A 6,072-nucleotide genomic window follows, 5' to 3' on the forward strand; every position below is an offset into this window, starting at 1 on the left:
AAGCGCAGCCTAGCGGCCTTTCACCGCGAAGTCACTCAGGTGTGCAAGGCTCAAAAACTGCGAGTGCCGGCGCGCAATACCGTGGCCTTACGGATCGCTAGCCTTGACCCGCGCAAGGTCATCCGCCGGCGGGAAGGCCAGGATGCCGCTCGTGACCTACAAGGTGTGGGCGGCGAGCCTCCTGCCGTGACCGCGCCGCTGGAGCAGGTGCAGATAGACCATACGGTCATCGACCTGATCGTGGTCGATGACCGCGACCGGCAACCTATTGGCCGCCCGTACCTGACCCTCGCCATCGACGTGTTCACCCGCTGCGTGCTCGGCATGGTCGTCACGCTGGAAGCGCCGTCTGCCGTTTCGGTTGGCCTGTGCCTCGTGCATGTCGCCTGCGACAAGCGCCCTTGGCTGGAAGGACTGAACGTGGAAATGGATTGGCAGATGAGCGGCAAGCCCTTGCTGCTCTACCTAGACAACGCGGCCGAGTTCAAGAGCGAGGCCCTGCGCCGGGGTTGCGAGCAGCATGGCATCCGGCTGGACTATCGCCCGCTGGGACAGCCGCACTATGGCGGCATCGTGGAACGGATCATCGGCACGGCGATGCAGATGATTCACGACGAACTGCCGGGAACGACCTTCTCCAACCCTGACCAGCGCGGCGACTACGATTCCGAAAACAAGGCCGCCCTGACGCTGCGCGAGCTAGAGCGCTGGCTCACATTGGCGGTCGGCACCTACCACGGTTCGGTGCACAACGGCCTGCTCCAACCGCCGGCCGCGCGCTGGGCCGAGGCCGTGGCGCGTGTCGGCGTACCGGCCGTCGTCACACGCGCTACTTCGTTCCTGGTCGATTTTCTGCCGATCCTCCGGCGCACGCTGACCCGCACCGGCTTTGTCATCGACCACATCCACTACTACGCCGATGCGCTCAAGCCGTGGATTGCGCGGCGTGAACGCTGGCCGTCCTTTCTGATCCGGCGCGATCCGCGCGACATCAGCCGTATCTGGGTCCTGGAACCGGAGGGACAGCATTACCTGGAAATTCCCTACCGTACCTTGTCGCATCCGGCTGTCACCCTCTGGGAACAACGGCAGGCGCTGGCGAAACTGCGGCAGCAAGGGCGCGAACAGGTGGATGAGTCGGCGCTGTTCCGCATGATCGGCCAGATGCGTGAGATTGTGACCAGCGCGCAGAAGGCCACACGCAAGGCGCGGCGTGACGCGGATCGCCGCCAGCACCTCAAGACATCAGCTCGGCCGGACAAGCCCGTTCCGCCGGATACGGATATTGCCGACCCGCAGGCAGACAACTTGCCACCCGCCAAACCGTTCGACCAGATTGAGGAGTGGTAGCCGTGGACGAATATCCCATCATCGACCTGTCCCACCTGCTGCCGGCGGCCCAGGGCTTGGCCCGTCTTCCGGCGGACGAGCGCATCCAGCGCCTTCGCGCCGACCGCTGGATCGGCTATCCGCGCGCAGTCGAGGCGCTGAACCGGCTGGAAGCCCTTTATGCGTGGCCAAACAAGCAACGCATGCCCAACCTGCTGCTGGTTGGCCCGACCAACAATGGCAAGTCGATGATCGTCGAGAAGTTCCGCCGCACCCACCCGGCCAGCTCCGACGCCGACCAGGAGCACATCCCGGTGTTGGTCGTGCAGATGCCGTCCGAGCCGTCCGTGATCCGCTTCTACGTCGCGCTGCTCGCCGCGATGGGCGCGCCGCTGCGCCCACGCCCACGGTTGCCGGAAATGGAGCAACTGGCTCTGGCACTGCTGCGCAAGGTCGGCGTGCGCATGCTGGTGATCGACGAGCTGCACAACGTGCTGGCCGGCAACAGCGTCAACCGCCGGGAATTCCTCAACCTGCTGCGCTTCCTCGGCAACGAACTGCGCATCCCGTTGGTTGGGGTAGGCACGCGCGACGCCTACCTAGCCATCCGCTCCGATGACCAGTTGGAAAATCGCTTCGAGCCGATGATGCTGCCGGTATGGGAGGCCAACGACGATTGCTGCTCACTGCTGGCCAGCTTCGCCGCTTCGCTCCCGCTGCGCCGGCCTTCCCCAATTGCCACGCTGGACATGGCTCGCTACCTGCTCACACGCAGCGAGGGCACCATAGGGGAACTGGCGCACTTGCTGATGGCGGCGGCCATCGTCGCCGTGGAGAGCGGCGAGGAAGCGATCAACCATCGCACACTCAGCATGGCCTGTCGACAACCTCTCGCGCAACCAAGACATCGCGGTCGGACTGCAAGTGATCTTGAAGCCACGGGCCCGTCCCACCCCGACATGGACCTCGATGCCCGAACGGACGTTAGATTTCGAGTTCTAGGCGTTCTGCGATGAAGGTTGGATCCCAGCCGGGATTGAAAGTGTCGACGTGGGTGAATCCGAGCCGCTCGTATAGGCCACGCAGGTTCGGGTGGCAGTCGAGCCGCAGCTTGGCGCACCCCTGCGTTCGCGCGGCATGGCGGCAAGCCTCGATCAGCGCGGAGCTGACACCCCGGCCCGCATGTGTCCGTCGCACCGCGAGCTTGTGCAGATATGCGGCCTCCCCCTTGAGGGCGTCGGGCCAGAACTCGGGATCCTCGGCCGACAAGGTGCAACAGCCGACGATGCCGTCGCTGCAACTCGCGACTAGGAGCTCGGATCTCAGGACGAAGGTCTCCGCGAATGTCCGGTCGATCCGCGCGACGTCCCAGGCGGGCGTTCCCTTGGCGGACATCCACGCCGCAGCGTCGTGCATCAGCCGCACAACCTCGTCGATATCACCCGAGCAGGCGACCCGAACGTTCGGAGGCTCCTCGCTGTCCATTCGCTCCCCTGGCGCGGTATGAACCGCCGCCTCATAGTGCAGTTTGATCCTGACGAGCCCAGCATGTCTGCGCCCACCTTCGCGGAACCTGACCAGGGTCCGCTAGCGGGCGGCCGGAAGGTGAATGCTAGGCATGATCTAACCCTCGGTCTCTGGCGTCGCGACTGCGAAATTTCGCGAGGGTTTCCGAGAAGGTGATTGCGCTTCGCAGATCTCCAGGCGCGTGGGTGCGGACGTAGTCAGCGCCATTGCCGATCGCGTGAAGTTCCGCCGCAAGGCTCGCTGGACCCAGATCCTTTACAGGAAGGCCAACGGTGGCGCCCAAGAAGGATTTCCGCGACACCGAGACCAATAGCGGAAGCCCCAACGCCGACTTCAGCTTTTGAAGGTTCGACAGCACGTGCAGCGATGTTTCCGGTGCGGGGCTCAAGAAAAATCCCATCCCCGGATCGAGGATGAGCCGGTCGGCAGCGACCCCGCTCCGTCGCAAGGCGGAAACCCGCGCCTCGAAGAACCGCACAATCTCGTCGAGCGCGTCTTCGGGTCGAAGGTGACCGGTGCGGGTGGCGATGCCATCCCGCTGCGCTGAGTGCATAACCACCAGCCTGCAGTCCGCCTCAGCAATATCGGGATAGAGCGCAGGGTCAGGAAATCCTTGGATATCGTTCAGGTAGCCCACGCCGCGCTTGAGCGCATAGCGCTGGGTTTCCGGTTGGAAGCTGTCGATTGAAACACGGTGCATCTGATCGGACAGGGCGTCTAAGAGCGGCGCAATACGTCTGATCTCATCGGCCGGCGATACAGGCCTCGCGTCCGGATGGCTGGCGGCCGGTCCGACATCCACGACGTCTGATCCGACTCGCAGCATTTCGATCGCCGCGGTGACAGCGCCGGCGGGGTCTAGCCGCCGGCTCTCATCGAAGAAGGAGTCCTCGGTGAGATTCAGAATGCCGAACACCGTCACCATGGCGTCGGCCTCCGCAGCGACTTCCACGATGGGGATCGGGCGAGCAAAAAGGCAGCAATTATGAGCCCCATACCTACAAAGCCCCACGCATCAAGCTTTTGCCCATGAAGCAACCAGGCAATGGCTGTAATTATGACGACGCCGAGTCCCGACCAGACTGCATAAGCAACACCGACAGGGATGGATTTCAGAACCAGAGAAAGAAAATAAAATGCGATGCCATAACCGATTATGACAACGGCGGAAGGGGCAAGCTTAGTAAAGCCCTCGCTAGATTTTAATGCGGATGTTGCGATTACTTCGCCAACTATTGCGATAACAAGAAAAAGCCAGCCTTTCATGATATATCTCCCAATTTGTGTAGGGCTTATTATGCACGCTTAAAAATAATAAAAGCAGACTTGACCTGATAGTTTGGCTGTGAGCAATTATGTGCTTAGTGCATCTAACACCTGAATTAAGCCGCGCCGCGAAGCGGCGTCGGCTTGAATGAGTTGTTAGGCAACACCGCGCTTTCTCTCGAAGGCTTGTCGTGTTTGAACCATGTAAACCGCCGGCCCGTCAGGCGTGGTGATGATCTTCTCCCGCACGAATCCTGCCTTCTCATAGCAGCGTATGGCTCGATGGTTGTTCGGAGTCGGGTCGGTCTGAATCTTCGTCACGGTGGGGTCCGAGAACAGTAGTTCAACGAGAGCGCGGACAAGCCTTGTTCCTAGGCCTTTGTTCAACTGTGTCGGGTCAGCCAGAGACTGGTCTATTCCTCGCACTCCTGGATCAGTTTCATCTTCCCACCAGCCATCACCGCTTCCGAGCGCGACGTACGACTGAGCATAGCCGATCGGTTCCTCGCCCAGCATTGCGATGTACGGTGTTACGGACTCTTCCGCCATCGCTCTGGGCAGGTAGTGTTCCAGCACTTCATCAAGAGTCGGTCGCTCTTCGTCACCACCCCACCACTCAACGATGTGCGGCCGGTTGAGCCAATCATGGAGCATCGGCAGGTCGCGCTCGGTCATGAGGCGAAGAGTTATGGGGGGGGTGCTCGCGGACATGAAATGGTCGCTCTGTGCTGCCTAACGCCTGGCACAGCGGATCGCAAACCTGGCGCGGCTTTTGGTACAAAAGGCGTGACAGGTTTGCGAATCCGTTGCTGCCACTTGTTAACCCTTTTGCCAGATTTGGTAACTATAATTTATGTTAGAGGCGAAGTCTTGGGTAAAAACTGGCCTAAAATTGCTGGGGATTTCAGGAAAGTAAACATCACCTTCCGGCTCGATGTCTATTGTAGATATATGTAGTGTATCTACTTGATCGATCAGGCTTTTGTATATCTCCCCACCACCTGAAACAATGACATGATCCGTTATTTTCTTTAGGTTGGTTAAAGCATCTTTAATTGATGGAAAGATCACTACGTTCTCATTGTCAGATGTAAAACTTGAACGTGTTACGACCGCATACTTTCGGTTGGGTAATGCTCCCATTGATTCAAAAGTCTTGCGTCCAACCAACAGCCATTGGTTATAGGTAATAGCTTTAAACAGGAGCTGTTCACCTTTGGCACTCCATGGAATATCAGGGCCATTCCCGATAACTCCATTCTTCGATATAGCTACCATTAGTGATAGTTTCACAATTCTTCCTCAGAGGTTAACGCCCGGCACAGCGGCAGCCGTAACGGAGCGGTTTTGTGTTAATGTTTGAGCGCAGCGAGTAACACAAAACCGCGTAGTGTAGGCTGACCGCCTGCTGCCGATTGTTAGATGCCAGTGCCACTTAATGAACGCTTGCTTTAGAAAGCAAATTTAAAACCAATACACCGCAAACTATTAAACTAATACCCACGAAACCCCATGCATCAATTTTTTGCCCGTAAAGCCCCCATGCAACAGCAGTGACTAATACTACGCCAAGGCCAGACCAAACTGCATAGGCCACCCCTATAGGAATAGACTTCAAGACCAATGAAAGGAAATAAAATGCAATTCCATAGCCAACAATTACGATGAAAGATGGTACGAGCTTCGTAAAACCTTCACTGGACTTTAATGCAGATGTTGCAACTACCTCTCCAAGAATTGCAACAGTAAGAAATAACCAGCTTTTCATGATCCGCCTCCAATATGATTCGAAGGGATTATGTGTTCTTTTCTCTTAAAGTTGTAGTCTTGAAGAAAAAAATTATTCGTGCGCAACTTTCCGGTTAATTACATCTAACGCCGCGTTAAGTAGTGAGCAACATGCCACCCAACCTAAACCATTGTGCCGTAAACACTAAATTCAAAGCAAAC

The 6,072-nt window shown here is 58.0% G+C and carries 8 protein-coding genes; 2 read left to right on the forward strand and 6 right to left on the reverse strand.

What is annotated here, in order from left to right:
* Both KY379_RS26920 and KY379_RS26925 read left to right on the forward strand, forming a co-directional pair.
* The coding region (locus tag KY379_RS26920; RefSeq protein ID WP_169808595.1) for a Mu transposase C-terminal domain-containing protein at positions 1-1,350 on the forward strand (1,350 nt) is incomplete at its 5' end.
* Between the two features lie 2 nt (positions 1,351-1,352).
* A complete protein-coding gene (locus KY379_RS26925) occupies positions 1,353-2,345 on the forward strand; it encodes a TniB family NTP-binding protein (RefSeq protein ID WP_001381192.1) in 993 nt (330 codons plus the stop codon).
* On the opposite strand, the gene KY379_RS26930 is transcribed toward KY379_RS26925, so the two are convergent.
* The 6 genes from KY379_RS26930 to qacK all read right to left on the reverse strand — a co-directional run bounded on the left by KY379_RS26930 (position 2,314) and on the right by qacK (position 5,890).
* The gene (locus KY379_RS26930; protein ID WP_000376623.1) at positions 2,314-2,814 is read right to left on the reverse strand and encodes a GNAT family N-acetyltransferase; all 501 of its coding nucleotides are present in this window, start codon (positions 2,812-2,814) and stop codon (positions 2,314-2,316) included. The genes KY379_RS26925 and KY379_RS26930 overlap by 32 nt on opposite strands.
* Positions 2,815-2,941: 127 nt before the next feature.
* Positions 2,942-3,781 carry a sulfonamide-resistant dihydropteroate synthase Sul1 gene (gene sul1, locus KY379_RS26935; RefSeq protein WP_000259031.1) on the reverse strand — a complete coding sequence of 280 codons (840 nt, stop codon included), beginning with the start codon at positions 3,779-3,781 and terminating at the stop codon, positions 2,942-2,944.
* Positions 3,775-4,122, reverse strand: a complete 348-nt coding sequence (locus tag KY379_RS26940) for a quaternary ammonium compound efflux SMR transporter QacE delta 1 (RefSeq protein WP_000679427.1) — start codon at positions 4,120-4,122, stop codon at positions 3,775-3,777. The genes sul1 and KY379_RS26940 overlap by 7 nt, the downstream gene beginning before the upstream one ends.
* A 156-nt stretch (positions 4,123-4,278) precedes the next feature.
* Positions 4,279-4,833 (reverse strand): aminoglycoside N-acetyltransferase AAC(6')-IIa, encoded by a 555-nt coding sequence (locus KY379_RS26945; RefSeq protein WP_023622803.1) that lies wholly within the window; start codon positions 4,831-4,833, stop codon positions 4,279-4,281.
* Between the two features lie 108 nt (positions 4,834-4,941).
* On the reverse strand, positions 4,942-5,415 hold the full coding sequence (gene dfrA1, locus KY379_RS26950; RefSeq protein WP_000777555.1) for a trimethoprim-resistant dihydrofolate reductase DfrA1: 474 nt from the start codon (positions 5,413-5,415) through the stop codon (positions 4,942-4,944).
* Between the two features lie 142 nt (positions 5,416-5,557).
* Positions 5,558-5,890, reverse strand: a complete 333-nt coding sequence (gene qacK, locus KY379_RS26955) for a quaternary ammonium compound efflux SMR transporter QacK (RefSeq protein WP_052484405.1) — start codon at positions 5,888-5,890, stop codon at positions 5,558-5,560.
* Positions 5,891-6,072: the final 182 nt, after the last annotated feature.

The sequence above is a fragment of the Pseudomonas sp. HD6422 genome, from assembly GCF_025377065.1.
Taxonomy (GTDB): domain Bacteria; phylum Pseudomonadota; class Gammaproteobacteria; order Pseudomonadales; family Pseudomonadaceae; genus Aquipseudomonas; species Aquipseudomonas putida_U.

Bases quoted from the DNA above. Each gene is read 5' to 3' on its own strand.
- KY379_RS26945 (WP_023622803.1), bottom strand. From the start codon at position 4,833: ATGTCCGCGAGCACCCCCCCCATAACTCTTCGCCTCATGACCGAGCGC.
- KY379_RS26940 (WP_000679427.1), bottom strand. From the start codon at position 4,122: ATGAAAGGCTGGCTTTTTCTTGTTATCGCAATAGTTGGCGAAGTAATC.
- qacK (WP_052484405.1), bottom strand. From the start codon at position 5,890: ATGAAAAGCTGGTTATTTCTTACTGTTGCAATTCTTGGAGAGGTAGTT.
- KY379_RS26930 (WP_000376623.1), bottom strand. From the start codon at position 2,814: ATGGACAGCGAGGAGCCTCCGAACGTTCGGGTCGCCTGCTCGGGTGAT.
- sul1 (WP_000259031.1), bottom strand. From the start codon at position 3,781: ATGGTGACGGTGTTCGGCATTCTGAATCTCACCGAGGACTCCTTCTTC.